This window comes from Nonomuraea candida, from assembly GCF_000725485.1.
GTDB classification, from domain to species: domain Bacteria; phylum Actinomycetota; class Actinomycetes; order Streptosporangiales; family Streptosporangiaceae; genus Nonomuraea; species Nonomuraea candida.
The window spans coordinates 1-26,050 of record NZ_JOAG01000019.1 but is presented as its reverse complement, the minus strand read 5'-3'; the positions used below and the strand labels follow the sequence as shown (position 1 = coordinate 26,050).

General features: G+C 70.9%; 27 protein-coding genes and 1 tRNA gene. 24 read left to right on the top strand and 4 right to left on the bottom strand.

Going from position 1 to position 26,050, the window contains the following annotated elements; genetic code table 11:
* Positions 1–37 precede the first annotated feature (37 nt).
* The gene (locus tag IO39_RS19115; RefSeq protein WP_043624761.1) at positions 38–499 is read right to left on the bottom strand and encodes an Lrp/AsnC family transcriptional regulator; all 462 of its coding nucleotides are present in this window, start codon (positions 497–499) and stop codon (positions 38–40) included.
* An 81-nt stretch (positions 500–580) separates the two neighbouring features.
* On the opposite strand from IO39_RS19115, the gene IO39_RS19110 reads away from it, so the two are divergent.
* The 5 genes from IO39_RS19110 to IO39_RS19090 all read left to right on the top strand — a co-directional run bounded on the left by IO39_RS19110 (position 581) and on the right by IO39_RS19090 (position 7,133).
* Positions 581–1,807 (top strand): APC family permease, encoded by a 1,227-nt coding sequence (locus IO39_RS19110; RefSeq protein ID WP_157548574.1) that lies wholly within the window; start codon positions 581–583, stop codon positions 1,805–1,807.
* A gap of 68 nt (positions 1,808–1,875) precedes the next feature.
* On the top strand, positions 1,876–3,777 hold the full coding sequence (locus IO39_RS19105; RefSeq protein WP_043624759.1) for an acyl-CoA dehydrogenase family protein: 1,902 nt from the start codon (positions 1,876–1,878) through the stop codon (positions 3,775–3,777).
* 246 nt (positions 3,778–4,023) lie between these two features.
* The gene (locus tag IO39_RS19100) at positions 4,024–5,292 is read left to right on the top strand and encodes an extracellular solute-binding protein (protein WP_043624757.1); all 1,269 of its coding nucleotides are present in this window, start codon (positions 4,024–4,026) and stop codon (positions 5,290–5,292) included.
* A 60-nt stretch (positions 5,293–5,352) separates the two neighbouring features.
* Positions 5,353–6,237 carry a carbohydrate ABC transporter permease gene (locus IO39_RS19095; RefSeq protein WP_052423072.1) on the top strand — a complete coding sequence of 295 codons (885 nt, stop codon included), beginning with the start codon at positions 5,353–5,355 and terminating at the stop codon, positions 6,235–6,237.
* Entirely contained in the window at positions 6,237–7,133 is an 897-nt protein-coding gene (locus IO39_RS19090; protein ID WP_245642059.1) for a carbohydrate ABC transporter permease, read from the top strand. The genes IO39_RS19095 and IO39_RS19090 overlap by 1 nt, the downstream gene beginning before the upstream one ends.
* A gap of 132 nt (positions 7,134–7,265) precedes the next feature.
* Here the strand turns inward: IO39_RS19090 and IO39_RS19085 are convergent, their stop codons facing one another.
* On the bottom strand, positions 7,266–8,006 hold the full coding sequence (locus IO39_RS19085; protein ID WP_043624752.1) for a class I SAM-dependent methyltransferase: 741 nt from the start codon (positions 8,004–8,006) through the stop codon (positions 7,266–7,268).
* Positions 8,007–8,131: 125 nt separating this feature from the next.
* Between IO39_RS19085 and IO39_RS19080 the strand changes: the two genes are divergently transcribed.
* A complete protein-coding gene (locus IO39_RS19080) occupies positions 8,132–8,671 on the top strand; it encodes an RNA polymerase sigma factor (RefSeq protein WP_043624749.1) in 540 nt (179 codons plus the stop codon).
* The gene (locus IO39_RS19075; RefSeq protein ID WP_052423071.1) at positions 8,658–9,476 is read left to right on the top strand and encodes a hypothetical protein; all 819 of its coding nucleotides are present in this window, start codon (positions 8,658–8,660) and stop codon (positions 9,474–9,476) included. Before IO39_RS19080 ends, IO39_RS19075 begins: the two co-directional genes overlap by 14 nt.
* Positions 9,477–9,512: 36 nt before the next feature.
* Here IO39_RS19075 and IO39_RS19070 read toward each other — a convergent pair whose 3' ends face one another.
* Positions 9,513–10,535 carry an adenosine deaminase gene (locus tag IO39_RS19070; RefSeq protein WP_043625292.1) on the bottom strand — a complete coding sequence of 341 codons (1,023 nt, stop codon included), beginning with the start codon at positions 10,533–10,535 and terminating at the stop codon, positions 9,513–9,515.
* A gap of 103 nt (positions 10,536–10,638) precedes the next feature.
* Here IO39_RS19070 and IO39_RS19065 point away from each other — a divergent pair, with 103 nt between their 5' ends.
* Together IO39_RS19065 and IO39_RS19060 are read left to right on the top strand one after the other, a co-directional pair.
* Positions 10,639–11,289, top strand: coding sequence for a hypothetical protein (locus tag IO39_RS19065; RefSeq protein WP_157548571.1), 651 nt, complete (start codon positions 10,639–10,641; stop codon positions 11,287–11,289).
* A 31-nt stretch (positions 11,290–11,320) separates the two neighbouring features.
* Positions 11,321–11,866 (top strand): hypothetical protein, encoded by a 546-nt coding sequence (locus IO39_RS19060; protein WP_043624743.1) that lies wholly within the window; start codon positions 11,321–11,323, stop codon positions 11,864–11,866.
* A 169-nt stretch (positions 11,867–12,035) separates the two neighbouring features.
* On the opposite strand, the gene IO39_RS19055 is transcribed toward IO39_RS19060, so the two are convergent.
* The gene (locus IO39_RS19055) at positions 12,036–13,244 is read right to left on the bottom strand and encodes a pyridoxal phosphate-dependent aminotransferase (protein WP_043624740.1); all 1,209 of its coding nucleotides are present in this window, start codon (positions 13,242–13,244) and stop codon (positions 12,036–12,038) included.
* Positions 13,245–13,413: 169 nt separating this feature from the next.
* On the opposite strand from IO39_RS19055, the gene IO39_RS19050 reads away from it, so the two are divergent.
* The 15 genes from IO39_RS19050 to IO39_RS52710 form a co-directional block, all read left to right on the top strand.
* Positions 13,414–13,486, top strand: a tRNA-Trp gene (locus IO39_RS19050).
* A 77-nt stretch (positions 13,487–13,563) separates the two neighbouring features.
* The gene (gene secE / locus IO39_RS19045) at positions 13,564–13,809 is read left to right on the top strand and encodes a preprotein translocase subunit SecE (protein ID WP_043624737.1); all 246 of its coding nucleotides are present in this window, start codon (positions 13,564–13,566) and stop codon (positions 13,807–13,809) included.
* A gap of 68 nt (positions 13,810–13,877) precedes the next feature.
* Positions 13,878–14,642 carry a transcription termination/antitermination protein NusG gene (gene nusG / locus IO39_RS19040; RefSeq protein WP_043624734.1) on the top strand — a complete coding sequence of 255 codons (765 nt, stop codon included), beginning with the start codon at positions 13,878–13,880 and terminating at the stop codon, positions 14,640–14,642.
* A 121-nt stretch (positions 14,643–14,763) separates the two neighbouring features.
* Positions 14,764–15,192: a 50S ribosomal protein L11 gene (gene rplK / locus IO39_RS19035; RefSeq protein ID WP_043624731.1), complete on the top strand. Its 429-nt coding sequence runs from the start codon at positions 14,764–14,766 to the stop codon at positions 15,190–15,192.
* A gap of 66 nt (positions 15,193–15,258) precedes the next feature.
* Positions 15,259–15,978, top strand: coding sequence for a 50S ribosomal protein L1 (rplA, locus tag IO39_RS19030; protein ID WP_043624728.1), 720 nt, complete (start codon positions 15,259–15,261; stop codon positions 15,976–15,978).
* A 151-nt stretch (positions 15,979–16,129) separates the two neighbouring features.
* Positions 16,130–17,143 carry an NADP-dependent oxidoreductase gene (locus IO39_RS19025; RefSeq protein ID WP_043624725.1) on the top strand — a complete coding sequence of 338 codons (1,014 nt, stop codon included), beginning with the start codon at positions 16,130–16,132 and terminating at the stop codon, positions 17,141–17,143.
* A 13-nt stretch (positions 17,144–17,156) separates the two neighbouring features.
* Positions 17,157–17,588 (top strand): pyridoxamine 5'-phosphate oxidase family protein, encoded by a 432-nt coding sequence (locus tag IO39_RS19020; protein WP_245642058.1) that lies wholly within the window; start codon positions 17,157–17,159, stop codon positions 17,586–17,588.
* A 10-nt stretch (positions 17,589–17,598) separates the two neighbouring features.
* Entirely contained in the window at positions 17,599–20,691 is a 3,093-nt protein-coding gene (locus tag IO39_RS19015) for an AfsR/SARP family transcriptional regulator (protein WP_043624718.1), read from the top strand.
* 146 nt (positions 20,692–20,837) lie between these two features.
* The gene (locus IO39_RS19010) at positions 20,838–21,638 is read left to right on the top strand and encodes an SCO4651 family lipoprotein (RefSeq protein ID WP_245642057.1); all 801 of its coding nucleotides are present in this window, start codon (positions 20,838–20,840) and stop codon (positions 21,636–21,638) included.
* A 238-nt stretch (positions 21,639–21,876) separates the two neighbouring features.
* On the top strand, positions 21,877–22,401 hold the full coding sequence (rplJ, locus tag IO39_RS19005; RefSeq protein WP_043624716.1) for a 50S ribosomal protein L10: 525 nt from the start codon (positions 21,877–21,879) through the stop codon (positions 22,399–22,401).
* A 71-nt stretch (positions 22,402–22,472) separates the two neighbouring features.
* Positions 22,473–22,865 carry a 50S ribosomal protein L7/L12 gene (rplL, locus tag IO39_RS19000; protein ID WP_043624713.1) on the top strand — a complete coding sequence of 131 codons (393 nt, stop codon included), beginning with the start codon at positions 22,473–22,475 and terminating at the stop codon, positions 22,863–22,865.
* Between the two features lie 246 nt (positions 22,866–23,111).
* Positions 23,112–24,050, top strand: coding sequence for an ABC transporter ATP-binding protein (locus IO39_RS18995; protein ID WP_043624710.1), 939 nt, complete (start codon positions 23,112–23,114; stop codon positions 24,048–24,050).
* A 350-nt stretch (positions 24,051–24,400) separates the two neighbouring features.
* Positions 24,401–24,901 (top strand): Rv1363c family protein, encoded by a 501-nt coding sequence (locus tag IO39_RS54535; protein ID WP_043624707.1) that lies wholly within the window; start codon positions 24,401–24,403, stop codon positions 24,899–24,901.
* Entirely contained in the window at positions 24,898–25,395 is a 498-nt protein-coding gene (locus tag IO39_RS54530) for a hypothetical protein (RefSeq protein ID WP_245642056.1), read from the top strand. Before IO39_RS54535 ends, IO39_RS54530 begins: the two co-directional genes overlap by 4 nt.
* A 445-nt stretch (positions 25,396–25,840) precedes the next feature.
* On the top strand, positions 25,841–26,050 hold a 210-nt coding region (locus IO39_RS52710), incomplete at its 3' end, for a hypothetical protein (RefSeq protein ID WP_157548568.1).

The window sequence follows — 26,050 nt, the reverse complement described above, 5'->3', positions numbered from 1 at the left end:
GTATCCGCCATCCGTACAGAGTCGACCCTGACGAAAGTCAGGGTGATTCCAGCCGGGCCGGCACCGCCTTGTGCACCTGCTGGAACACCACCGACGTGCGGAAGCCGACGATCTCCTTGCGCTTGCTCAGCCGGTCCAGCAGGAACGCGTGCAGGTGGTCGAGGTCCTGCACGCCCACGTGCAGCAGGAAGTCGTCGCCGCCGGCCAGCACGAAGACGCTCAGCACCTCCGGCATCGCCGCCGCCGACTCCTTGAACGTGTTGATCACCGCCCGGCTCAGCGGCCGCACCTGGACCGAGACCATGGCCTGCACGCCGCGGTTGAGCGCGGCCGGGTCGATGTCGGCGTGGTAGCCGCGGATCACGCCCCGCCGGGTGAGCGACCTGACCCGTTCCAGGCAGGTCGAGGGCGCGATGCCGAGCTGCCTGGCCAGCTCCCTGTTGGACTGCCGCGCATCTGTTTGGAGGAGGCGCACGATCGCCGAATCAAGTTCGTCCATGCGGCCAGCTTCACACACCGTTCCGGCCGGATGTTCGGTATGAACCCAGTGGCACCGAACAGCCTGGCTACGTTCATCCACATGAGTGGACAAATGGGAGCCGCACAGGGTGCGGCGCTGCTCGTCGGCGCGGTGCTGGGGCCGGGCATGCTGGTGCTGCCGCACCTGGCCGCCGACGCGGCCGGGCCCGCCTCGGTGCTGGCCTGGGCGGGCATGCTCGCGCTGAGCCTGCCGGTCGCGCTGACCTTCGCCGCGCTCGGCGCGCGCTACCCCGGCGGCGGGGGCGTGGCCGCCGTCGTCGGCCTCGCCTTCGGCCGGCACGCCGCGGCCGTGGCCGGCTGGTGGTTCTACGGGGCGGTGCCCCTCGGCACCGTGGCGGGCGCGCTGATCGGCGGGCAGTACGTCGAGGCGTGCCTGGGCGTGGACGCCACCGTGGCCGCCTGCCTGATCCTGGCCGCCGCGTTCGCCGCCAACGCGGCCGGACTGCGCACCTCGGGGCGGCTGCAGCTCGGCTTCGTGGTGCTGCTCGTCGCGCTGCTGGCCACGGCCGTGGTCACCGCCGCGCCGCACGCCGACGCGGCCAGCTTCACCCCCTTCGCCCCGCACGGCGCGGCGGGGGTGGCGAGCGCGGCCGGGGTGCTCATGTTCGCCTTCGTCGGGTGGGAGGCGGCCAGCCACCTGTCGGCCGAGTTCGCCGGCGGCGGGCGCGCCCTGCTGCGGGCCACCGTGATCACCCTCGTCGTGATCGGCCTGCTGTACGCGGGGGTCTCCGTCACCTCCGTCGCCGTGCTCGGCCCGGACATGACCGGCGTGCCGCTGACCGCGATGCTGGAGACCGGGCTCGGCGCGGCGGCCCGGCCGGTGACCGGGGTGGTGGCGGTGCTGCTGACGTTCGGGGCGGTCAACACCTACATCGCGGGGGCGGCCAGGCTGGGGGCGGCCCTGGCGCGGGACGGGGCGCTGCCGGTCCTGTTCGCCCGGGGCGGCGGGCCGGGGGAGACGCCGTACCGCAGCCTGGGGCTGGTGCTCGTGCTCAGCGTGCCGGTGCTGGTCCTCGCGGAGGACCTCGACCTGCTCATGCGGGCCACCTCGGCCTGCCTGGCGGCGGTCACCGCGGCCGGCGTGGCGGCGGCGGTGCGGATGCTGCCGGCCGGCCGCCACCGGAACACGGCCGTGGTGGGGACCGCGATGTCGCTGGCCGGGCTGGCGTTCTGCGGGGCGTACCTGCTGGTGCCCGCGGTGCTGGCGCTGGTGGCGCCGGTGATGCTGCGCATCAGTGCTCGCCGTTCCTACAAAATCGGGCTATAAACGGCGACAGGGCGCCGTCAGGCGGGCAGTACTCATGAGCACAGGACGGCGCAACGTCGGGAGGTGCCATGACCGAGCACGCCAGGACCGAGCACACCGGGACCGAGCACACCAAGTACGCGGAGTCCAGGCAGGTGGGCGAGCAGGCGCGGGAGAAGGAGTGGACGCGCCCGAGCTTCGCCAAGCAGCTCTTCCTCGGGGACTTCCGGCCCGACCTGGTGCACCCGGCGCCCGCCGTGCCCGACGAGGAGGCCAAGAGGGGCGAGGAGTTCGTCCGGGCGCTGCGCCGCTACCTCGACGCGCACGTCGATCCCGCCGCCGTCGAGCGCACCGCCCAGGTGCCTGACGAGGTGGTCAAGGGGCTGGCGGGGCTCGGCGCGTTCGGCATCACGATCAGCCGCGAGTACGGCGGGCTCGGCCTGCCCTATCTGTACTATTGCCGCGCCCTCATGCTCGTCGGCTCCTACTGCCCGGCCCTGGCCACGCTGCTGTCGGCGCACCAGTCGATCGGGGTGCCGCAACCGCTGAAGCTGTTCGGCACCGAGGAGCAGAAGCGCGAATACCTCCCCAGATGCGCCGCCGGCGAGATCTCGGCGTTCCTGCTGACCGAGCCCGACGTCGGCTCCGACCCCGCCCGGCTGGCCACCACCGCCGTGCGCGACGGCGACGACTACGTGCTCGACGGCGTCAAGCTGTGGACCACGAACGGCGTCATCGCCGACCTGCTGGTGGTCATGGCCAGGACCGGCAAGAAGATCAGCGCGTTCGTGGTCGAGGCCGACACCCCCGGCATCACGGTCAAGCGGCGCAACGCGTTCATGGGCCTGCGCGGCATCGAGAACGGCGTCACCGAGTTCTCCCAGGTCAGGGTGCCCGCCAGGAACCTCGTCGGCAAGGAGGGCGAAGGGCTCAAGATCGCGCTCACCACGCTCAACACCGGCCGCCTGTCGCTGCCGGCCACCTGCGCGGGCAACGCCAAGTGGGCGGTCAAGATCGCCCGCGAGTGGGGCAACGCGCGCGTGCAGTGGGGGCGCAAGGTCGGCAGGCACGAGGCCGTGGCCACGAAGATCGCCTTCATCGCCGCCACCGCGTACGCGATCGAGGCCGTCTGCGAGCTGACCGCGCGCCTGGCCGACGACCGGCGCAACGACATCAGGATCGAGGCGGCGCTGGCCAAGCTGTTCGCCTCCGAGCTGTCGTACCGGGTGCTGGACGAGCTGGTCCAGATCCGCGGCGGGCGCGGCTACGAGACCGCCGAGTCGCTGGCCGCCAGGGGCGAGCGCGGCGTGCCCGCCGAGCAGATGTTGCGCGACTCCCGCATCAACCGCATCTTCGAGGGCTCCTCCGAGATCATGCGCCTGGCCATCACCAGGGAGGCGGTGGACGCCCACCTGTCGGTCGCGGGCGAGCTGGTCGACCCCGAGGCCGGCCGCCAGGAGCGCGCCCAGGCGCTGGGCCGGGCCGGGCGCTTCTACGCCCGGTGGCTGCCCACGCTGGTGGCCGGCGCCGGCAACCTGCCCACCGCGTACGCCGGCTTCGGCCCGGTCGCCGCGCACCTGCGCTTCGTGGAGCGGACGAGCAGGAAGCTGGCCAGGTCCACCTTCTACGGCATGTCCCGCTGGCAGGGCGGGCTGGAGCACAAGCAGTCCTTCCTGGGCAGGATCGTGGACATCGGGGCCGAGCTGTTCGCCATGACGGCCGTCTGCCTGAAGGCCGAGGAGGACGCCAAGGACCTGGGGCGGCGGCCGTACGAGCTGGCCGACACCTTCTGCCGGCAGTCGCGGCGCCGGGTGGACGCCCTGTTCTCCCGGCTGTGGGACAACAGCGACGCCGAGGACGTGCGGCTGGCCGGCTACGTGCTGGACGGCCGCTACACGTTCGTGGAGGAGGGCATCCTCGACCCGTCGATCGAGGGCCCGTGGATCGGCACGCCGGAGGGCGGGGAGAACGTGCGGCGGAAGATCCTCTGACGTCTGGTCTAGACCGGTCGTGCTGTGAGGGTTGCCTGAGTGTTGCCAAACCGAGACAGGCCGGTATAGACCGGCTGCTTAACTCCGGCTTACGCTGGCGCAAACGCACGCAACCCCGGCGAGTGCCACCCGTGGCGCCGCCGACGCCTCCACGGCTCGCGTGCCACATTCCCCTGGGCGGGGCTGCGCTGAACTGGTACGGACCAGCGGAGCCCGTCCGACGAGAAGGCGGTATCTCCAGTGAACATGAAGCTTGTGGGCGGCGCCGCTCTCGGCCTTGCCACGATGCTGGTCCTGTCCAGTTGCGGCTCCGGCGGCGCGGGCGGCGGCGGTGGCGACACCCAGGCGGAGAGCGGCGGCCAGGTCACGCTGAAGATGGTCGCGGCCGACTACGGCGACGGCCCCGGCAAGCCCAACTCCGGCGCGACGTTCTGGAAGGGCGTCACCGACGAGTTCACCAAGGCCAACCCGAACATCAAGGTCGACGTCCAGGTCATCAACTGGAACGACATCGACAAGCAGGTCGCCACCATGGTGCAGAACGGCCAGGTGCCGGACATCCTGCAGACCGGCGACTACTCCGGCTTCGTCAAGGACGGCCTGCTCTACAAGACCGACGAGGTCCTGTCGCCGAACGTCTCCGGCGACCTGCTGCAGAAGTTCGCCGAGTTCGGCAAGGTGGACGGCGCCGCGTACGGCATCCCGTTCGTCTCCTCCGCCCGCGCCCTGTTCTACAACAAGGACCTGTTCGAGCAGGCCGGCATCGCCGAGCCGCCGAAGACGTGGGACGAGCTCAAGGCCGCCGCCGAGAAGCTGAAGGCCAAGGGCGTCACCCAGCCGTTCGGCCTGCCCCTCGGCCAGGAGGAGGCCCAGGGCGAGTCGTTCCTGTGGATGCTGGGCAACGGCGGCGGCTACAAGGACGCCTCGGGCAAGTGGGCGATCAACTCGCCGCAGAACATCGAGACGTTCACGTACATGAAGGGCCTGGTCGACGCCGGCCTGACCACCCCGAACCCGGGCACCAAGGACCGCAAGACGGTCTGGGAGGACTTCGGCGCCGGCAAGGTCGGCATGGTCAACGGCGGCCCCATGTCCATCCCGATCTTCGACGCCGCCGGGCTGAAGAACTACGGCGTCGCGCCCATCCCCGGCAAGACCGGCCCGCTCGACACCACGCTCGGCGTCATGGACTGGATCATGGCCTTCAACAAGAACGGCCACGCCGCCGAGATCAAGAAGTTCTTCGACTTCTTCTACACGGGCGACGCCGCCCAGAAGATCTCCGACACCTACAAGCTGCTGCCCGTCACCAACAGTGGCATCCAGAAGCTGTCCGGCGACGAGAAGCTCAAGCCCTTCCTCGACGCGCTGCCCAACGCCAGCTTCTACCCCTTCCAGGACCCCAAGTGGGCCGAGGTGAACCCGGCGATCAAGCAGACCATCGGCGGGGCCGTCAAGGACGACCCGGCCAAGGTCCTCGGTGAGCTGCAGAAGACCGCCGAAGCGGCCGGCTGATCCATCAGGACCTCGGTACGGCCGGCGCCCGCCGGCCGTACTGTCCTGGAAAGGTGTTCCATGAGAAGGTTGCGCGCCCTCGAACCCCTCGCCTGGGTCGGGCCCGCCATCGTGCTGATCGCGCTGGTCGTGCTCTGGCCCGTGGTCGAGATGATCAGGTCCTCGTTCCTGGAGATCAGCCGGCTGGGCGTGGTACGCGGATACAACGGCTTCGCCAACTACGAGAAGCTCTTCGCCGAGAAGGACTTCGGCGACGTCATGGTCCGCAGCGTGATCTGGGTGATCGCGGTCGTCGTGCTCACCGTGCTGATCTCGCTGGCCCTGGCCCAGCTGTTCAACCAGCGGTTCCCGCTGCGCAAGCTCGCCCGGTGGGCGCTGATCGCGCCGTGGGCCGCGTCCGTGCTGATGACCGCGATCATCTTCAAGTGGATGCTCGACCCCGAGGTCGGCGTGATCAACCAGATCCGGGTGAAACTCGGGCTGATCGACGCGATGGGCGGGGCCGCGGCCGACCAGCTCGGTGACGCCGCCACGGCCATGCCGTGGCTGGTGTTCGTCGCGGTGTTCGTGTCGGTGCCGTTCACCACGTACGCGCTGCTCGCCGGGCTCGCCACGATCCCGTCCGACGTGTACGAGGCCGCGAAGATGGACGGAGCCGGCCGGCTGCGGACGTACTGGTCGATCACGCTGCCGCTGCTGCGCCCCGCGCTCACCGTGGCGGCCCTGATCAACGTCATGAACGTCTTCAACAGCTTCCCCATCATCTGGGCCATGACCCACGGCCAGCCCGGCTACTCCACCGCCACCTCCACGATCCTCATGTACATCCTCAAGGGCTCCGACATCGGCGAGTCGGCCGCCATGTCCGTCGTCAACTTCGCCATGGTGATCGTGCTCACCGTCATCTTCCTCAGGGTGTCGCGGTGGAACAAGGAGGTGGCGTGATGGCCGTCGAGACCGCTCCGGCCCAGGCCAAGTCCCCCCGCCGCCACGTCCGCGCGGGCAGGGGCGGCGCTCCCTCGCGCGCCATGCCCAGGCTCAAGACCGTCCTCGTCGCGGCCACCGCGTACGTCGTGGCGTTCCTGTTCCTGTTCCCCTACATCGTGATGCTGCTGACCTCGCTGAGGTCCCAGGACTCGCTGCGCGACGTGACGTTCTGGCCCGAGGAGTGGGTGTGGTCGAACCTCACCGACTTCTGGGGCAGCGGCCTGGCGGGGAACCTCTGGGTGACGATCAAGGTGGCGGCCGGCTCGACCGTGCTGGTGCTGCTCGTGGCGCTGCCCGCGGCGTACTATTCGGCCCGGCACCAGTTCCGCGGCCGCACCGCGTTCCTGATCCTCGTGCTGATCACCCAGATGTTCCAGCCCACGGCCATGGTCGTCGGCATCTACCGCGAGTTCTTCACCTTCGGGCTGGTGGACTCGATCTGGGCGCTGATCCTCGTCAACGGCGGGTTCAACCTGGCCTTCGCCGTGTGGATCCTGAACGCCTACTTCTCCTCCATCCCGCGCGAGCTGGAGGAGGCGGCCTTCATCGACGGCAACGGGCGCTTCGGCGCGCTGTTCCGGATCACGCTGCCGCTGGCCATGCCCGGCGTCATCACCGCGCTGATCTTCACGTTCATCGCCGCGTGGAACGAGTTCGTGGTCGCGCTGACCCTGACCACGACGACGGAGAACCAGCCGCTTCCCGTGGCGCTCAACTCGTTCATCGGGCAGTACCAGGTGGACTGGCAGAACCTGTTCGCCGGCTCGGTGATCGCCACCATCCCGGTGATCATCCTGTTCGCCCTGATCGAGCGGAAGGTGGTCGGCGGCCTGACCGCCGGCTCCATCAAGTAGGCGGCGTACGGGCAAGTAGGCGGCGTACGGGCCGCGCGCCCGCCCGCCGTCAACACGACGCGCCCGGTCGTCCCACCACCCACGGGACCGGCCGGGCGCGTTTCGTCTCTGTATGGGGTCGTCTGTGTGTGGTTACTTCTGCCGGGGCACCCGGGCGACGCAGAACACCGTCTGGCCGAACGGCGGCCGGACGAACCGCTCGATGAAGCGCGTCATCGGCACCACCGTGCGGTCGTAGATCTTGACCAGCCGCGGGTCGGGATAGCCCACCCCGCCCCGCCGCACGGCCGCCCACCAGGCGATGCCGCCCAGGAAGTTGATCGGCTTGAGCACCTCGATGTCGAGCCCCGCCCTGGCGACCGTGGCGCTCAGCGTCTTGGGCGTGTAGCGCTGGACGTGACCGACCTTGCGGTCGAAGTCTCCATAAAGCTGCATGTAGCCGGGCACCCAGATGATGATCCGGCCGCCCGGCAGCGTCACGCGCGCCAGCGAGCGCAGCGCCTCGGCGTCGTCCTCGATGTGCTCCAGCACGTTCATCATGACGACGGTGTCGACCTTGTCGTGCAGCGGGATGTCCGTGGGCAGCCCGAACTGCAGGACGCTGATGTCGTCGCGGCCCGCGAAGCGCTTCTCCAACTGCTCGACGCAGTAGGGGTCGAAGTCGCTCACCACGAGCCGGTCGAGGCGCGGCAGGAACTGCTCGGCGAAGTGGCCGAGCCCCGAGCCGATCTCCAGCATCGAGCGGCCGACATGCGGGGCGACCATGTCGAACTCGTACTGCCGATAGTTCTTGGCCTCGTCCCCACCCAGGTGGTTCTCCAGGGCCTCGTCACCGGCCGCCGGTTGCACTACACGGTCATACCCAGAAGACATAATCCCGTTCCTTCGAGGGGCTCATGGATTGCCCGAGTCTAATGCCCGCGCCGGTCACCAGGATGACACGATGCGCGAAACGCCCTTCCCCGCCTGACCCCCGATGCGGTGGAATCTGAGTCGCGATGGACGACGACGAGGCGATCGCCCGCTCGCTCGAAGGCGACCTGGCGGCCTATGAGGTGCTGGTCGCCCGCTACAGCGCGCTCGCCCACCGTACCGCGTACCTGCTCGGGGCCGGGGACGAGGCCGAGGACGTGGTGCAGGAGGCGTTCGTCAAGGCGTACCGGCACCTGCCCGGCTTCCGCAGGCAGGCGCCCTTCCGCCCGTGGCTGCTGCGCATCGTGGCCAACGAGACCCACAACCTCACACGCTCGCGCGGTCGCCGGTCCGACCTCGTCCTGCGGCTCGGCACGACCGCCGACGCCCGCGTGCCCGACGACCCCTCCGACGTGGCGGTGGCCGGCGACCGCCGCACCCGCCTGCTCGCCGCGGTACGCGCCCTGCCCGAACGGGAACGCCAGGCCGTCGTGTGCCGGTACTTCTTGCAACTGACGGAAGCGGAGACCGCGCAGGTGCTCGACTGGCCCGTCGGCACCGTCAAGTCCAGCACCCATCGCGGGCTGGCCCGGCTGAGGGAGGAGGTGGGCGGTGAACTCGCCTGAGCCCTTCGACGACCTGGAGGCCGAGCTCCTGGCCCTCGGCGACCTCCTCGATCTCCCGGCCCCACCCCCGGCCACGGTCGCCGCCACCGTCCGCACCCGCCTCGAACACCCCACCCCCGACCCCGACCCCACCACCCCGGACCCCGCCGGGTCGGATCCCGCGGTCCCCGGTTCTGCGCCGGGTCGGCGGGACGGTGGTCGGCGGGGGCCGGTGCGGCGGGGACGGCGGAGGAGGTGGGCGGTCGTGGTGGCCGTGATCGTCGCCGTGGTCGCCGTCACGGCCGCCACCCCTCAGGGGCGGGCCGCCGTCATGGCGGTGCTGCGCTTCGCCGGGATCGAGCTCCAGATGGGCCGGAGCACGCCACCGCCCGTCACGGCCACGGCGACGCTGCCCGGCGAGACCCCCGTCTCCATGGCGGAGCTTCCCGCCCGGGCCGGGTTCCCGGTCAGGACCCTGGCCGCGCTGGACCCGCCGCACCGCGTCACGGTGTCGGAAGGCGGCAGGGTGGTGTCGATGTTCTGGCCGGACGGTCTGAGGTTCGACCAGTTCGACGGCGCGGTGGAGCCGTACTTCTTCAAGCAGGTCGGCCCGCCCTTCCCCGACTTCACCCGGCTGAACGGCCGCGAAGCCCTGTGGATGAGCGGCGAGCACCCCGTCGGCTACATCCGCCGGGAGGACGGCACCAGGGTGCCCCTGCGCCAGGCCGCCCCCACACTCATCTGGTGGCAGGACGACCTCAACTTCCGCCTGGAAGGCGCGCGCACGATGGAGGAGGCCGTCCGCGTCGCCTCCTCACTCCAGTGAGCCGGTCGGCCGGTCGGCCGGTCGTTCACGCCCTTCTCACTCCAGTGAGCCGGCCAGCCAGTCGTCCACGCCCTTGAGCAGCTCCTTGCGCACCGACTCGGGGGCGGTGGACGACCGTACGGACTGGCGGGCCAGCTCGGCCACCTCCGCGTCGCTGAAGCCGTACACCTCCCTGGCCAGCTCGTACTGGCGCAGCAGGCGCGTGCCGAACAGCAGCGGGTCGTCGGAGCCCAGCGCGATGGGCACCCCCGCGTCGAACAGCCGGCGCACCGGCACGCCGGCCGGCTCCTCGGCCACGCCCAGGCCGACGTTGGAGGTGGGGCAGACCTCGCAGCAGATCTGCCGGTCGGCCAGCCGCTGCATGAGCCGCTCGTCCTCGGCCGCGCGCACGCCGTGCCCCACCCGGTCGGCCCCCAGGTCGTCCACGCACTGCGCGACGCTGCGCGGGCCCAGCAGCTCGCCCCCGTGGGGCACGGACAGCAGCCCGCCCCGCTTGGCGATCCGGAACGCCCGCTCGAAGTCCCTGGCCTGGCCTCGCCGCTCGTCGTTGGACAGGCCGAAGCCGACCACGCCCTTGCCGGCGTACTGGGTGGCGAGCCGGGCCAGCGTGTTGGCGTCGAGCGGGTGGCGGGTCCGGTTGGCCGCCACGATCACCGCCATGCCGACGCCGGCGTGCCGGGCCGCCTGGTCCACCGCGTCCAGCATCAGCTCCAGCGTGGCCGTGAGGCCGCCGAAGCGCTGGGCGTAGCCCGACGGGTCCACCTGGATCTCCAGCCAGCGCGACCCGGCCGCCGCCTCGTCCTCGGCGGCCTCGCGCATGAGCCGGTAGACGTATTCCGGGCGAGTCAGGACGGACCTGGCGATGTCGTACAGCCGCTGGAACCTGAACCAGCCCCGCTCGTCGGTCGCCCGCAGCTTCGGCGGCCAGTCCTGCTCCAGCGCGTCGGGCAGGTGCAGCCCTTGCTCCCTGGCCAGCTCGATCAGGGTCGAATGCCGCATCGAGCCGGTGAAGTGCAGGTGGAGATGGGCCTTGGGAAGCGAGTGCAGGGGCCGCAGCATCTGCATATCTTGCCATCCGGCGTCAGCGCCGGTACGCGTGCCCCGGACAGAGACCGGACGGACCCACGGTACGGACGAGGCGCGCCGGGGGATCATTGACCGCATGATTCCCCAGGGGCGTGACATGGGCGAAGGCCCGCGCGCGGCGCTCGCGGCGCTGGCGCTCGTGACGACGGCCCTCGTCATCTACGCCATCTTCTCCTCGGGTTTCGGACGCCCCCCGCGCGCCGCCCTGCCGTCCCCGGCCCCCGCCCCCGCACCGGTGCCCGTGCCGCCCGGCCCTCCGACGCCCGGCCCCTCCGACGCCGGTACGGGAGCCGGCGGCGCGGCCGGGGGGCCGCGTCCCGAGCCGCTCTTCCGCCCGGTGCTCGCCGTGGTCGCCGACGACCTCTGGCTCACCTACCTGCCCCCGGGGCTCGAACGCCGCGGCGGGGGCGCCGTCGCGGCCGGGCCGGGCGTCGACGGCGGCGCGTCGGCCCGGTACGCCTCGCCGGACGGATTTGTCGAAGCCCAGGTGGAACGCGGTACGGTGGCCGCCGACTGGGACGGCTACCGCAAGCGCCTCGGCGTGCGGGAGGCCCGCGCCGTCACCGTGCGCGGCAGGCCGGCCGTGGTCGGCAGGCATCCGGGCGGCGGCCGGGTCATCGCCTGGCTCGAACGCGCGGGCACGGCCGCGTGGATCCGGGTGAGCGATGCGCTCGGCGCGGAACTGGCCGCAATCGCCGCCTCGGCCAGAACTCGTGTAGGAGACTAGGCGGTCATCCGGACAACGTCATGGGGGGTCGATGCGGCGGCTGGCAGCGGTGCTCCTCCTGTGCACGCTCACGGCGTGCGGCAGCGGCGGCGGCGGTGGTGACGGCGGTGCCGGTGGCGGCGGCGCGGCCGGGAGCGGCGAGGAGCCGGACATCCTGGCCACCCTTCCGCCGCCGAAACCCGCCGTCACCCGTTCGGGCACGCCGCCGCTGTCCTGCGGCGGCACCGAGGTCCGGGTGCCCGCCGCGCCCGCCGGCCTCACCCGCGAGGGCGGCTTCTCCCGCCTCGACTCGCTCAGGCGTCCGCTCAAGGTCAAGGGCCGCATCTGGAGCGACGACGACGAGCGCCTCTACGTCGGCGTGGTGTGCGGGGTGCGCACCGCCGAGCGGTTCGCCACGCTGGTCGGCAAGGCCACGCTGACGGCCTACCACGGCAAGCCGGCGCTGCGCTGGACCACGCGTACGGGCGTGCGCAGCTTCATGTGGCTGGAAGAGCCGGGCACCGCCGTCTACATCGGCGCGACGCCCGGCCTCACCAGCGAGATCAAACCGCTCGCCACCGACATCACCGCCGGCTGACCCACCGCCGGCTGACCCACCGCCGGCTGACCCACCGCCGGCTGACCCACCGCCGGCTGACCCACCGCCGGCTGACCCACCGCCGGCGGTCGGCTGTCGTCGGCGCGGGTGGCCGGCGCGGCGCCGCGCCGGCGGGTCGTCAGCGGGCGGGTCGTCAGCGCGCGGGTCGTCAGCGCGCCTCGGACAGCAGCTTGCCCAGCCGGCTGACGCCCTCGACCAGGTCGTTGTCACCCAGCGCGTAGGACAGGCGGAAGTAGCCGGGCGTGCCGAACGCCTCACCGGGCACCACGGCCACCTCGGCCTCCTCCAGGATCAGCTCCGCCAGCTCGCCCGACGACAGCGGCCGCCGACCGCGCAGCTCCTTGCCGACCAGCTCCTTGACCGATGGGTACGCGTAGAACGCCCCCCTCGGCTCGGGGCAGAACACGCCCGGGATCTCGTTGAGCATCCGGACCATCGTCTGACGCCGCCGGTCGAACGCGGCCCGCATCTCCGCCACCGCCGACAGATCGCCCGACACCGCCGCCAGCGCCGCCATCTGGGCCACGTTGGAGACGTTGGAGGTGGCGTGCGACTGCAGGTTGGTGGCGGCCTTGACCACGTCGGACGGGCCGATCAGCCAGCCCACCCGCCACCCGGTCATCGCGTACGTCTTGGCCACGCCGTTGAGGATCACGACCTGGTCGCCCAGCTCGGGCACGGCCGTGGCGATGCTGGTGAACTCGGCGTCGCCGTACACGAGGTGCTCGTAGATCTCGTCGGTGACGACCCACAGGCCGTGCTCGGCCGCCCACCGGCCGATCTCCACCGTCTGCTCGCGCGAGTAGACGGCCCCCGTCGGGTTGGACGGCGAGACGAACAGCAGCGCCTTCGTCCGCCCCGTGCGCGCCGCCTCCAGTTGCGCCACGCTCGCCAGGTAGCCGGTGGACTCGTCGGTCACCACGTCCACCTGCACGCCCCCGGCCAGCTTGATCGCCTCGGGGTAGGTCGTCCAGTAGGGCGCGACGACCAGGACCTCGTCGCCGGGGTCGAGCAGCGTCGCGAACGCTTCGTACACCGCCTGCTTGCCACCGTTGGTGACCAGCACCTGCGAGGGCTCGACCGCGTAGCCGGAGTCGCGCGCGGTCTTGTCGGCGATCGCCTTCTTCAGCTCGGGCAGACCACCGGCGGGGGTGTACTTGTGGAAGCGCGGGTCGCGGGCCGCCTCGATCGCCGCCTCGACGATGTAGCCGGGCGTCGGGAAGTCGGGCTCGCCGGCGCCGAAGCCGATGACGGGGCGCCCGGCCGCCTTCATCGCCTTCGCCTTGGCGTCCACGGCCAGGGTGGCGGACTCGGATATCGCGGAAATTCTCGCGGAGACGCGGGGTCGGGTGGACATGCGTCCATGCTCCCACGCACGCTCCTCCGCGCGCGTGACCTGGGCGATCACGTTCTGGTTCGACGAACGGGGCAAGTACCCGTATGCTTTCGCCTGGTCCTTCCGCCGCATGTCGGCGAGCGGTTCGGTCCAGGCAGTGAGTCGATCAGGGTAGTCTGGTCTACGACATAGGGCACTGGCGCAATTGGTAGCGCACCGGTCTCCAAAACCGGCGGTTGGGGGTTCGAGTCCCTCGTGCCCTGCGAGTGCGGTCCGCGCAACAATAGGCGTGTAAGCGCGCCGCAAAACTGCGTTGGATACGACGGATCAGGTGAGGACTGTGGCGATCGACACGCGCGGCGAGACCGCAGACAAGCCTAGTGGCGAGAAGAAGACCCGCACGTCTCCTGCCCTCTTCTATCGGCAGATCGTCAACGAGCTGCGTAAGGTCATCTGGCCGACACGCAAGGATCTCATCACCTACACCACGGTCGTTCTGATATTCGTTCTGATCATGGTTGCGATCGTGTACGGGCTCGACAGCGCCCTGGGATGGGCGGTCCTCCGCATCTTCGGCGGATCCTGACCGAGACGCCGCGGGTGGGTCGCCTGACGGAGTCGCCATTCGAAAACCACGAAAGAGGAAGAGTCACCGTGTCCGAGTCTTCAGTTCCGGCGGACGAGTCCCGCGACGAGTGGGGCGACGAGCTGGAAGAGGCCGCTGAGGAGTCCGCCGAGGCGGCTCTCGAAGAGGCCGAGGTCGAGGAGAGCGACGAGGAGGCCGAGGAAGAGGCCGACGCCGTCGAGGACGCTGCGGATCTTCCCGATGTCGACCCCGTCGAGGAGTTCAAGAGCTCGCTGCGCGGGCTGCCCGGCGAGTGGTATGTCATTCACTCCTACGCCGGTTACGAGAACCGCGTGAAGTCCAACATCGAGAGCCGCAACGTGTCGCTCAACATGGAGGACTACATCTACCAGGTCGAGGTGCCGACGCACACCGTCCAGGAGTTCAAGAGCGGCAAGAAGGTGCCGGTCAAGGAGCGCGTGCTGCCCGGCTATGTCCTGGTGCGCATGGAGCTGACCGACGAGTCCTGGGCCGCGGTGCGCAACACGCCCGGCGTGACCGGGTTCGTGGGCCTGTCCAACAAGCCGAGCCCGCTCAGCCTCGACGAGGTCGCCAAGCTGCTGGCGCCGGAGCCGACGGAAGAGGCCAAGAAGACCACGACCAAGGCGGCCTCGGGCCCCACGGTCGAGTTCGAGATCGGCGAGTCCGTCACCGTCATGGACGGCCCGTTCGCCACGCTGCCGGCCTCGGTCAGCGAGATCAGCCCCGAGTCGCAGAAGCTCAAGGTGCTCGTTTCGATCTTCGGCCGTGAGACGCCGGTGGAGCTCTCGTTCAACCAGGTCTCGAAGATCTGAGACGATCACTTACACTTAGACGTTCGGTCGGCCGCCTTATCGCGAGGGCGGCCTCCGACATGTCCGGGCCCGCAATCCTTCGGGCCGGACGGCATCGCAATCAGGACCCGGAGAAGGACAAATGCCTCCGAAGAAGAAAATCGCCGCACTCGTCAAGGTGCAGCTTCCGGCCGGCCAGGCCACCCCGGCGCCGCCCGTGGGTACCGCCCTCGGTCCCCACGGCGTCAACATCATGGACTTCGTCAAGCAGTACAACGCTGCGACGGAGGCTCAGCGGGGCAACATCATCCCCGTTGAGATCACCATTTTCGAAGACCGCAGCTTCACCTTCGTCACGAAGACGCCTCCGGCGCCTGAGCTGATCAAGAAGGCCCTGGGTCTCGACAAGGGCAGCGCGGTCCCGCACCGCGACAAGGTGGGCAAGCTCAGCCGTGAGCAGCTGCGCAGCATCGCCGAGACGAAGATGCCCGACCTCAACGCCAACGACATCGAGGCGGCCGAGAAGATCATCGCCGGCACCGCCCGGTCCATGGGCATCACGGTCGAGTAGTCACCTTCCCAGACATCGTGGGAGGGCCGTCGTCATGGCAGGCCCGGACACCACTAGGAGTATGAAATGCAGCGCAGCAAGGCGCACAAAGACGCGGCCGCCAAGGTAGACCGCGACAAGCTCTACACGCCCGTCGAGGCCGCGAAGCTGGCCAAGGAGACGTCGACCACCAAGTTCGACGCCACCGTGGAGGTCGCGCTCCGGCTCGGCGTCGACCCTCGCAAGGCCGACCAGATCGTGCGTGGCACGGTCAACCTCCCGCACGGCACCGGCAAGACCGCCCGGGTCCTGGTCTTCGCGACCGGTGACCGTGCCGAGGCGGCCCGCGAGGCGGGCGCCGACATCGTCGGCGCCGACGAGCTGATCGACGAGATCGCCAAGGGCAACCGGCTCAACGAGTTCGACGCCGTGGTCGCCACCCCCGACCTCATGGGCAAGGTCGGCCGCCTGGGCCGCGTGCTCGGCCCGCGTGGCCTCATGCCCAACCCGAAGACCGGCACCGTGACGCCCGACGTCGCCAAGGCCGTGACGGAGATCAAGGGCGGCAAGATCGAGTTCCGCACCGACCGGCAGGCCAACCTGCACTTCATCATCGGCAAGACGTCGTTCGACGAGCGTCAGCTCATCGAGAACTACGCCGCCGCCCTCGACGAGGTGCTGCGTCTCAAGCCGTCGGCGGCCAAGGGCCGTTACCTGAAGAAGGTCACCTTCTCCACGACGATGGGCCCGGGTGTCCCGGTCGACCCCAACCTCACGCGCGGCCTCACGGCCGAGCTGGAGGCCTGAGCCCTCAGCGTTCCACGGACGCCCCCGCCCGATCGATCGGGCGGGGGCGTTCCGCGTTCCCGGGCCCGTACGGCCGCGACCCGCGCCTGCCGTGCGGGCGCCGAAGGGAACCCAAAGGGAACCCAAAGCGGTGGGCGGCATCGTAAGGGGCATGAGAGACGAACTGATCAGCCGTGAGATCCGACTGGCCGCCCGCCCGGTGGGCGAGCCCGTCCCCGCAGACTTCGAGCTCGCGCAGACCCGCGTCCCCCAGCCCGGCGAGGGGCAGATCGTGGTCCGCAACACGTGGATGTCGGTGGACCCGTACATGCGGGAGTGGATGAACGAAGACGTCTCGTACGCCCGGCCGTACGAGCTGGGCGCGCCGCTGCTGGGCAGCGCCGTCGGCGAGGTGGTCGCCTCCCGGGCCGAGACCGTCCCGGTGGGCAGCGTGGTGACGCATTTCCTGGGCTGGCGGGAGTACGCCGTGCTGGACGCGGCCGAGGCCACCGTGGTGGACACCAGCGTGGCGCCCGCCGAGGCGTATCTCGGGCCGCTGGGCACGACCGGGCTGACGGCGTACGCGACGCTGACCCGGGTCTCCCCGGTCCAGCAGGGTGACGTGGTGTGGATCTCGGCCGCCGCCGGCGCGGTGGGCAGCATCGCCGGGCAGATCGCCAGGAAGCTGGGCGCGGCGAAGGTCATCGGCTCGGCGGGCGGGCCGGACAAGGCGAAGCGGCTCGTCACGGAGTTCGGCTTCGACGAGGGGCTGGACTACAGGGCCGCGCCGATCGCCGCGCAACTGGCCGAGGCGGCCCCCGACGGGATCGACGTCTACCTGGACAACGTCGGCGGCGACCACCTCCACGCCGCCATCGCGGCGCTGCGCGACAACGGCCGGATCGGGATGGTCGGCGCGATCTCGGGCTACAACGCCACCGAGCCGGTGCCGGGGCCGGACAACCTGTTCCGGCTCGCCGCCAGGAACGCCACGCTGCGCGGCATGCTGATCAACTTCCACTTCGACCTGTTCCCCGAGTGGATCGAGCGGGGTTCGGCGTGGATCGCCGACGGTTCCCTGCGCTACGAGCAGACTGTCGAGGAGGGCATCGAACGGGCCCCGGCGGCCCTGCTCGGCGTGCTGAGCGGCGCCAACACCGGCAAGATGCTCGTCCGGCTGGGCTGAGGGGAGAGATCACGTGTCCACCAGAATGAGCGTCAAGGAACGCGAGGAGTTCCTGGCCGGCACGCACATCGGCGTGCTCAGCGTGCCCGACGGGCCCGCGCCGCTGCTGGTCCCCATCTGGTACGGCTACGCCCCCGGCGGCGACATCCGGATCAGCACGGCCGCGGGCACCCGCAAGCACGACCTGATCCGCGGGGCCGCCTCCGTCGGGTTCGCCGTGCAGCAGGAGGCGATGCCGTACAAGTACGTCTCCGTGGACGGCCCCGTGGCCGGTTACGAGCCGACCGACCCTGGCGAGTACCGCGACTGGTCGATCCGCTACCTCGGCCCCGAGCAGGGCGAACGCTTCTTCACCACCATCCGGGACGGGCTGGGCGACTGGGTGACCTTCCGGATTCGCCCGGAACGGTGGCGGACGTTCGATTTCGGGAAGGAGTTCGCCTAACGTGTGACGGGTGCGTTTCGGGGTGCTGGGGCCGCTCGCGGTCTGGACGGAAGAGGGCGAGCCGCTCCGCATCCCCGAGGCGAAGGTCCGCGCGCTGCTGGCCGACCTGCTGGTCCAGGAGGGCCGCCCCGTCTCGGCCGACCGGCTCATCGACGACCTGTGGGAAGAGGACCTGCCGCGCAACCCCGGCAACGCGCTGCAGCAGAAGGTCTCCCAGCTACGCCGGGCGCTGAACGACGCCGAGCCGGGCGCCCGCGACCTCGTCGGCCACGGCCCGGCCGGCTACCGGCTCACGGTCGAGGCCGACGCGGTGGACCAGGGGCAGTTCGCGGTGCTGGTGTCCCGGGCGTACGCGGCGGCGGATGCCCGTACGAAGTCGGCGCTGCTCGCCGACGCGCTCGCCCTGTGGCGGGGGCCGGCGCTGGCGGACTTCGCCGACGCCGCCTTCGCCGCCCCCGCGATCGCGCGGCTGGAGGCGGCGCGCCTGGACGCGCTGGAGGAGCGCGCGGAGGCGCGCCTGGAGCTCGGCGAGCACGGGACGCTGGCCGGCGAGCTGGCCGCCCTCGCCGCGCGCCACCCGCTGCGCGAGCGCCTTCAGGCGGCCTACCTCACGGCCCTGTACGCCGCCGGCCGCCAGGCGGAGGCCCTGGAGGCGTACGAGCGGGTCCGCCGCCTGCTGGCCGACGAGCTCGGCGCCGACCCCGGGCCGCGCCTGACCACGCTGCACGCGGCGATGTTGCGCCAGGACCCCGCCCTGACCCCTCCCGCGGCCGGCCCGGCCCGTCCCGCCCTGCCGGTGCCCGTCACCCGGCTCGTCGGGCGGGACGAGGAGACCCGCCGGATCCGCGCCGCCCTCGACCAGTCGCGGCTGGTCACGCTGACTGGGCCGGGCGGCGTCGGCAAGACGCGACTCGCCCTGGAGGTGGCCGGCTCGTGGTTCGACGGTAAGCCGGCCGGGGGCGGTGGCGTGCAGTTGGTGGAGCTCGCCGAGCTGGGGCGGTTCGGGGAGGACGTCGTCCTGGAGGCGCTGGGCGTGCGCGACGACGGCCGCCCGCGCCCGCTGCACGAGGCGCTGAACGGCCGCCGCCTGCTCCTGGTCCTGGACAACTGCGAGCACCTGCTCGACCAGGTCGCCGCCGTCGTGGGGCCGCTGCTGCGCGGCGTGCCCGGCCTGCGGGTGCTGGCCACCAGCCGCGAGCCGCTCCGCCTGTCCGGCGAGACGGTGGTCGCGGTGCCGCCGCTGGCGCCGGCCGACGCCGCGCACCTGTTCGCCGAGCGGGCCGCCGCCTCGGGCGCGGAGGTGGACGACGACGCGGCGGTGGCGGAGATCTGCCGCAGGCTCGGCGGGATCCCGCTGGCCGTGGAGCTGGCCGCCTCGCGGGTGCGCGGGCTGGGCGTGCGCGAGCTGGCCGACCGGCTGAGCCTGCGGCTGCTCGGCGACGGCCCCCGGGACTCCCCGGCCCGCCAGCGCACGCTCACCGCCGTGATCGACTGGAGCTGGGAGCTGCTCAGCCCGCCGGAGCGCACGCTGCTGGCCCGGCTCGCGGTGCACGCCGGCGGCTGCACGATCGAGGCGGCCGAACGCACGTGCGCGGGCGGCGGCGTGGACGTCTCCGACGTGATGGGCCTGCTGGCCAGGCTCGTCGACCGGTCGGTGGTCGTGCGGAGCGACGGCCGCTACCGGCTGCTGGAGCCGATCGCCGAGTACTGCGTGACACGGCTGGCGGAGGCCGGCGAGCTGGAGGCCATGCGCGGGCGGCACCGCGACTACTACGCCGCGCTCGCCGTACGCGCCGAGCCGCTGCTGCGCGGCCCCGAGCAGGACGTCTGGCTGCCCCGGCTGCGGGCGGAGGCGGCCAACCTGCGGGCCGCGCTCGACCACGCGGTCGGCCAGGGCGCCGCGGACTGCGCGCTGAGCCTGGTCAACGCGCAGTCCTGGTACTGGTTCATGACCGGCAGGCTGAGCGAGGCCCGCCAGGCGCTCTCCCGGGCGCTGGCGCTGCCCGGCGAGACGTCGCCGCAGGAGCAGGCGCGGGCGCAGGAGCGGGCGCAGGAGCAGACGCGGGCGCAGGCGCAGGAGCAGGCGCAGGCGCAGGCGCTGGCCTGGGCGGCGGGCATCGGCATCCGCGCGGGCCAGGCCGTGGACGCCGAGGCGGCGCTGGAGGGCGTCGCCGATCCGGTGACGCGGGCGCGGCTGCGGTGGTTCGTTGGGTTCGCGCTGATCGGCGTGGGGGAGCAGGCCGACGGGGTCGGCCATCTCGACGCGGCGCTGCGCGCGTTCGAGGCGGCCGGCGATCGCTGGGGCGTGGCGGCGGCGCTGGCCGGCCTGGTCAGGTACGCCGCGCTCCGGGGCGACTTCGCCGCCGCCCGCAGGGACGGCGAACGGGCGGCCGCGCTCTTCGGCGAGCTGGGGGACCAGTGGGGGCTGCTGCAGACCGTCGAGCCGCTGGGCGTGATGGCCGAGGTCGCCGGGGCGTACGCAGAGGCCACCCGGCACTTCGAGACCGGGCTGCGGATGGCCGAGCGGCTGGGGCTGTGGTCGGAGGTGTCGCTGCTGACCTCGCGCCTGGGCCGGATCGCGCTGCTCACCGGCGACCTCGAACGCGCCGACGACCTGCACGAACGCGCCCGCAGGCAGGCCGTCGAGCACGCCGACAAGTCGATGGAGGAGTTCGCCAGGATCGGTCTGGGCCTGGCCGCCCGGCGGCGGGGTGACCTGGACGCGGCGGAGGGCTACTTCCGTACCGGGCTGGAGTGGCTGCGCAGGATCGGCGGGGGCGGCGGGCCCGTGGCGCTGCTGCTGGCCGAGCTGGGTTTCATCGCCGAACGGCGCGGCGACGTCCGTACCGCGGCCGAGCTGCACACCAGGAGCCTGGAGGCGGCCCGCGCGGACGGCGACCCCCGGGCCGAGGCCCTCGCCCTGGAGGGCCTGGCCGGGGCCCGGCTCCTCCAGGGCGACCCCGAGGAGGCGGCCGGACTGCTGCGGACGGCGCAGGAGCTGCGCGAACGCGCGGACGCGCCGCTGCCCGCGGCCGAGCGCTTCGACGTGGACCGGATCAGCGCGGCGATCTGCGAGCGCCTCGGCGACGAACCCCCGCGCTGAACGGCCTGGCCGTGATCGGCGAATGTGCGGGGATCGTGCAGAGGCTGTGGGGGACAACCCTGGGTTTTCCCCGATTTGTGTGGGGAAGACGCCATGACCCCGGAACTTAAAAGTAAGGTCAAAACATGCTGAAGCGCACGATAAGTATGACCGCGGCCAGTGCCGCGCTCGTCGTGGCGGCGGTCGCCGGTTGTGGATCGAACGCCCAGCCCATCCAGGTCAACCTGGCCGCCTCGGAAGTGCTCGCGCAGGCCGCGCAGAAGACCGCCGAGGTCACCAGCTACACCGTCGACGCCGTGGTGAACGTGACGGAGCCCCAGGCGGGCAGCGGCAAGGTGCAGGGTCGCATGCTCTACCAGAGCAAGCCCCAGCTCGCCGCCGACCTCACCCTGGACACCGTCGACATGGGAGGCCGCAGCCTGCAAGGCGGCGTGCGCGCGGTGCTGCAGGGCGACACGGTCTACGTGAAGGTCCAGCAGCTCAACGAGTTCCTGGGCAACACGAAGCCGTGGATCAAGGTCCCCCTGAACGAGACGGGGAACGCCGGCGAGGTGAACCGGTACCTCGGCCAGATCCAGCAGTTCGATCTCGGCAACATGACCAAGCTCGTCACGGCCTCGCAGGACGTGAAGGCGGCCGGCACCGAGAGCGTCAACGGCGAGGACACCACTCACTACAGCGGCACGTTCCCCGTGGACGTGGCCGTGCAGCAGCTTCCCGCCGACGAGCAGGCACAGGCCAGGAAGGGCCTGGCCGAGCTGAAGGACGTCAAGTTCGACCTCTGGGTGGCGGCCGACGGCCTGCCGCGCAAGCTCGCGCTGAACGGCGCCAAGGAGGGCGCCACGCTCGACGCCACGCTGTTCTTCAAGGGCTTCAACGAGGCCGTCAGCATCCAGGCGCCGCCCGCCGACCAGGTCGGTGAGCTGCCCAAGAACACCACCAACTGAGAACGATTTGGAAACTCGGCGACCGGCGCGTACGCTGGTCGATGCCGAAGACCGCCGGTCGTCGTCGGGTGCTCACAACCCGGCGACCGAAGGATCCACGTCACGTGGACGGCCTGCGCAGGTGTGATGCGAGTTTCCCACATGGTCGTTTCCGTGTGCGTGAGCCCCGTGCGCCCCTGCGCCGGGGCTGTTCTCATGTCCAGGGGCCTTCACCGGCGGCACATCTGGAAGGAGGCCCATGGCGAGGGCGGATAAGGCGACAGCGGTTGCCGAGCTCAAGCGTGAGTTCGAAGGCAGCGCCGCCGCCGTTCTGACCGAGTACCGCGGTCTCACCGTTGCTCAGCTCAAGGAGCTGCGCACTTCTCTCGGTGGGAATGCGAAGTTCGCCGTGGCGAAGAACACCCTGACCAAGATCGCGGCTGACGAGGCCGGCCTGTCGGGCCTCGACAGCCTCCTCGCCGGTCCGACCGCGATCGCCTTCGTCAACGGCGACGTTGTCGAGGCGGCCAAGGGTCTGCGTGACTTCGCCAAGGCCAATCCCCTTCTGGTGATCAAGGGCGGCGTCCTCGACGGCAAGACGCTCGACGCCACCGAGATCACCAAGCTCGCCGACCTCGAGTCCCGCGAGGTTCTCCTCGCGAAGCTCGCCGGTGCCATGAAGGCCAAGCAGAGCGCCGCTGCCGCGATGTTCGCCGCTCTGCCCACGCAGATGGCCCAGCTGGCCGACGCCCTTCGCGCCAAGCGCGACGAGGCTGGCGAGTAACACGGGGGTTGCCGCAGACACCGCGGTCCCGTTCCTAGTTTTCAGCAAGTCCTAAACGTAAGGAAACGATCATGGCGAAGCTCAGCACCGACGAGCTGCTCGACGCGTTCAAGGAGATGACCCTCCTCGAGCTGTCCGAGTTCGTGAAGCTGTTCGAGGAGACCTTCGACGTCAAGGCCGCCGCCCCCGTCGCGGTTGCCGCCGCCCCGGCCGCCGCCGGTGGTGGCGAGGCCGCCGCCGTCGAGGAGCAGGACGAGTTCGACGTCATCCTCGAGGCTGCCGGCGACAAGAAGATCCAGGTCATCAAGGAGATCCGCGCCCTCACGTCCCTGGGCCTCAAGGAGGCCAAGGACCTGGTCGACGGCGCTCCGAAGCCGGTCTTCGACGGCAAGGTCAACAAGGAGCAGGCGGAGAAGGCCAAGGCTGCCCTCGAGGGTGCCGGCGCCACCGTCACCGTGAAGTAACGCACTTCACACCTGAGCTCTACGCAAAAGAGGCGGACACACCCTGGTGCCGGGTGTGCCGCCTCTTTCGCATTTCAGGGAGGCGGGCAGGGTGGCCGCCGATGGCAGTGACGCCGCTTACTGGACTGGATGTCTCATAACCGCCCGGTAACAAGCCCGGGCGACCCGTTCCGGCGGCCGCCTCCCCCCAGTAAAGTCTGCGGCACGTTGTCCCCCGCGTACTCTCCGCGACCGGGAAGGTGACCAGTGGGCGTCGAAGTCGTGGTCGACGGTCTGACCAAATCGTTCGGCAAGCAGGTCATCTGGGAGGACGTCTCGCTCACGCTGCCCTCGGGCGAGATCTCGGTGCTGCTCGGCCCCTCCGGCACCGGCAAGTCGGTCTTCCTCAAGACCCTGGTCGGCCTGCTGCGGCCGGACCGGGGGCACATCTGGATCGACGGCCACGACCTGGCCCACTGCCCCGAGGCCAAGCTGTACGAGCTGCGCCGGCTGTTCGGCGTGCTGTTCCAGGACGGCGCCCTGTTCGGCTCGCTCAACCTCTACGACAACATCGCCTTCCCGCTGCGCGAGCACACCAAGAAGAGCGAGGCCCAGGTCCGGCAGATCGTCATGGAGAAGGTCGACCTGGTCGGCCTGCTGGGCTCGGAGACCAAGCTGCCCGGCGAGATCTCCGGCGGCATGCGCAAACGGGCGGGGCTGGCCAGGGCGCTGGTGCTGGACCCCGAGATCATCCTGTTCGACGAGCCCGACTCGGGGCTCGACCCGGTCAGGACCGCGATACTCAACCAGCTCATCGTGGACATCAACGCGGAGATCGAGGCGACGTTCCTGATCGTGACCCACGACATCAACACCGCCCGTACGGTGCCCGACAACATCGGGCTGATGTTCCGGCGCGAGCTGGTGATGTTCGGCCCGCGCGAGATGCTGCTGTCGAGCGACGAGCCGGTGGTGCGGCAGTTCCTGAACGCCAGGAGGCACGGCCCCATCGGCATGTCCGAGGAGAAGGACCTGTCCGAGCTGGAGGCCGAGGCGCAGCTGGGTCACGACCCCGGCCCGCTGCCGCCGATCCCGCCGCAGCTCATGCCGTCGGGCGCCAGGATCCGCCGCACCCAGCGGGCGCCGGGGGCCTGGCTGGCGGCCAACGGGGTGATCCGGCACCGCCTGAGCCGCGGCACCGCCTGAGCCGCGGCACCGCCTGAGCCGCGGCACCGCCTGAGCCGCGGCACCGCCTGAGCCGGCGAGCATCCAGGATCGGGTGAGCCGCGGCGAGCCCCGGGTGAGGGCGGCGAGCCGGGCCGTACCGCCGTTTCGCGGCCCGCACGGGCCGGGAGAGGCCCTTGGAGGGGCGAGGCGTAGGAAGAGGCCCTGGGGGATGCTCAGCGGGCCTCTGAGGGCCCTCTGGGGGCATTTGCGGAGATTCGGCGAGGTTCGGGGCGCGCCCGCTGCCAGACCGCCTGCGTTGATTCGGGGGCTTCATGAGCGGGTGTCGCGTTATGATCCGGCAGCGACGGGCCGGGAAGGGGTGAGCAGACGTGGCAGGACTCGCCGGTCGGCCCGCGCGCCTCCTGATCGCGGCGCTCAGCGGGGTGCTGGCGGTGCTCGTGGGCACCGGCGTGTGGATCGCGGCCCAGGCGCGCGACGAACAGGGCAGGGCAGGCGACAAGCAGGCCGCGCTCCTGGCCGCGGGGACCCACGCGAAGAACCTCGTCTCGCTCGACCACAAGAGCGTGGACGCCGACCTGCGGCGCATCCTCGACTCCTCGACCGGCGCGGCCAGGGCCGAGTACGAGGCCAACGCCGGCAAGCTCAAGTCCACCACCGTCGAGAACAAGGTCGTCCAGCAGGGCGTGCTGCGCGCCACGGGGCTGGTCTCGATGACCGGCACGACGGCGAGGGTGCTGGTGGTGGCCGACGTGGAGATCCGCTGGGAGGGGTCGAAGAGCCCGCCGCAGGAGCGGTACTACCGGTGGCAGATGGACCTGAGCAAGGTCGGCGGCCTGTGGCTGGTCTCGAAGGTGGTGCAGGTCGCGTGAGGATCTTCATGATCGTGCTGCTGAGCGTCCTCGTGGTCGTCGCGGGGGTGCTGGTGCCGACCATGTGGTTCAACCTCCAGGACCTGCGCGACGCGGACGCGGCGGGGGCGCAGGCGGTGGCGGCGGCCAGGAAGGTCGCCCCCGAGCTGCTCTCGTACGACTATCGGACGGTGGAGGAGGATCTGGCGCGGGCCGGGACGTTCACCACGGGCGAGCTGACCGCGCACTACAAGGAGCTGAGCAAGACCCTGGTGGCCAAGGCGAGGGCGCAGAAGATCACGCAGACCGTCGACGTGGCGGGCGCAGGGGTGGAGCGGGCCGAGCCCGACCGGGTCGAGGTTCTGCTCTTCGTGAACACTGATACGGTCAAGGAGATCCCCGGTAAAGAAGGACTCACGCAAGAGTTCACCCAGAACCGGGCCAGGTTCGTCATGGTGCGGCAAGATTCGCGCTGGCTGGTGGCGGGCCTGTCCACGTTGCTGGGCACCGCCTGAGGCCGCGGAGATCGTCGGCGTGCCGCTACCTTCAATTGTTACCAAAAATCAGGTTTAGCGCAGCCTTTGATAGGGGTAACCCAGTCACAGCAACACCGGTTGTCGGCATGGGTTCGGCCCCCGGTGTGACGGAGCGTTAACCGCCCCCGTTCGCGGGTATCGTCTTGGGCCTGGCGGTAGGCGATCAGTCACACAGGGGAGAAAACCCAGCGTCCGGGCCCTGAGGCGGCTAAAAGTCGGGCTTGTGGGCTTGACGTTTCCGCCTGAACGGGCGATGCTGCGACCAACGTGGAGCATGCAGCGAGGGTGAAGTGGACAGGCGTGTGCCGTTCGGCTACACTGCCCCTTTGCGCTGCCCTTTGACGACCCGTGATGCTTGCTCACGTTGCGAGGTTGTCTGGCGTGCGTGTAGTCAGTCCGCCGCGAGCCCTCGGAAGGACATCTGTTGGCAGCCTCGCGCAACGCCTCCGCCGTACCCGCTGGTCCCCGTCGCGTCTCTTTTGCGCGCATCCAGGAGCCTCTCGAAGTTCCTGACCTTCTTGCCCTGCAGACCGAGTCGTTCGACTGGCTGCTCGGAAACGAGAAGTGGAAGGCCCGGGTCGAGGCGGCTCGCCAGGCCGGGCGCAAGGACGTCCCGACCCAGTCGGGCCTCGAA

Excerpts from the sequence above, each read along its gene's own strand:
- IO39_RS19115 (WP_043624761.1), bottom strand. The coding sequence starts at position 499 with ATGGACGAACTTGATTCGGCGATCGTGCGCCTCCTCCAAACAGATGCG.
- IO39_RS19110 (WP_157548574.1), top strand. The coding sequence starts at position 581 with ATGAGTGGACAAATGGGAGCCGCACAGGGTGCGGCGCTGCTCGTCGGC.
- IO39_RS19105 (WP_043624759.1), top strand. The coding sequence starts at position 1,876 with ATGACCGAGCACGCCAGGACCGAGCACACCGGGACCGAGCACACCAAG.
- IO39_RS19100 (WP_043624757.1), top strand. The coding sequence starts at position 4,024 with ATGAAGCTTGTGGGCGGCGCCGCTCTCGGCCTTGCCACGATGCTGGTC.
- IO39_RS19095 (WP_052423072.1), top strand. The coding sequence starts at position 5,353 with ATGAGAAGGTTGCGCGCCCTCGAACCCCTCGCCTGGGTCGGGCCCGCC.
- IO39_RS19090 (WP_245642059.1), top strand. The coding sequence starts at position 6,237 with ATGGCCGTCGAGACCGCTCCGGCCCAGGCCAAGTCCCCCCGCCGCCAC.
- IO39_RS19085 (WP_043624752.1), bottom strand. The coding sequence starts at position 8,006 with ATGTCTTCTGGGTATGACCGTGTAGTGCAACCGGCGGCCGGTGACGAG.
- IO39_RS19080 (WP_043624749.1), top strand. The coding sequence starts at position 8,132 with ATGGACGACGACGAGGCGATCGCCCGCTCGCTCGAAGGCGACCTGGCG.
- IO39_RS19070 (WP_043625292.1), bottom strand. The coding sequence starts at position 10,535 with ATGCTGCGGCCCCTGCACTCGCTTCCCAAGGCCCATCTCCACCTGCAC.
- IO39_RS19065 (WP_157548571.1), top strand. The coding sequence starts at position 10,639 with ATGATTCCCCAGGGGCGTGACATGGGCGAAGGCCCGCGCGCGGCGCTC.
- IO39_RS19060 (WP_043624743.1), top strand. The coding sequence starts at position 11,321 with ATGCGGCGGCTGGCAGCGGTGCTCCTCCTGTGCACGCTCACGGCGTGC.
- IO39_RS19055 (WP_043624740.1), bottom strand. The coding sequence starts at position 13,244 with ATGTCCACCCGACCCCGCGTCTCCGCGAGAATTTCCGCGATATCCGAG.
- rplK (WP_043624731.1), top strand. The coding sequence starts at position 14,764 with ATGCCTCCGAAGAAGAAAATCGCCGCACTCGTCAAGGTGCAGCTTCCG.
- rplA (WP_043624728.1), top strand. The coding sequence starts at position 15,259 with ATGCAGCGCAGCAAGGCGCACAAAGACGCGGCCGCCAAGGTAGACCGC.
- IO39_RS19025 (WP_043624725.1), top strand. The coding sequence starts at position 16,130 with ATGAGAGACGAACTGATCAGCCGTGAGATCCGACTGGCCGCCCGCCCG.
- IO39_RS19010 (WP_245642057.1), top strand. The coding sequence starts at position 20,838 with ATGACCGCGGCCAGTGCCGCGCTCGTCGTGGCGGCGGTCGCCGGTTGT.
- rplJ (WP_043624716.1), top strand. The coding sequence starts at position 21,877 with ATGGCGAGGGCGGATAAGGCGACAGCGGTTGCCGAGCTCAAGCGTGAG.
- rplL (WP_043624713.1), top strand. The coding sequence starts at position 22,473 with ATGGCGAAGCTCAGCACCGACGAGCTGCTCGACGCGTTCAAGGAGATG.